This is a genomic window from Ralstonia sp. ASV6, from assembly GCF_016429285.1.
Classification (GTDB): Bacteria; Pseudomonadota; Gammaproteobacteria; order Burkholderiales; family Burkholderiaceae; genus Ralstonia; species Ralstonia flaminis.
Genome location: NZ_JAELUI010000624.1, coordinates 1 through 302, shown reverse-complemented (window position 1 = coordinate 302; position 302 = coordinate 1). Strand labels below are relative to the sequence as shown.

The following is a 302-nucleotide window of genomic DNA, read 5'->3' as shown; positions in this document are numbered from 1 at the left end:
GACAACGTTGAACGCCACATCGGCCTGTGCCTGCACGATGGGCTTGGCGCGGAACGCCACCGACAAGCCCGCCACGCCCATCATCTTCAAATCGTTCGAGCCGTCGCCCATGGCGATGGCGTTATGCCTGTCTCTTATACACATCTCCGAGCCCACGAGACATGGCGCCTGATCGCGTATGCCGTCTTCTGCTTGAAAAGTGGGGGGGGGGGGGGGGGGGGGGGGGGGGGGGGGGGGGGGGGGGGGGGGGGGGGGGGGGGGGGGGGGGGGGGGGGGGGGGGGGGGGGGGGGGGGGGGGGGGG

At 72.8% G+C, this 302-nt stretch carries 1 pseudogene; it reads right to left on the bottom strand.

Going from position 1 to position 302, the window contains the following annotated elements:
* A pseudogene (locus JHD73_RS28690) lies at positions 1 to 120 on the bottom strand (HAD hydrolase family protein); the annotation flags it as partial.
* Positions 121 to 302: the final 182 nt, after the last annotated feature.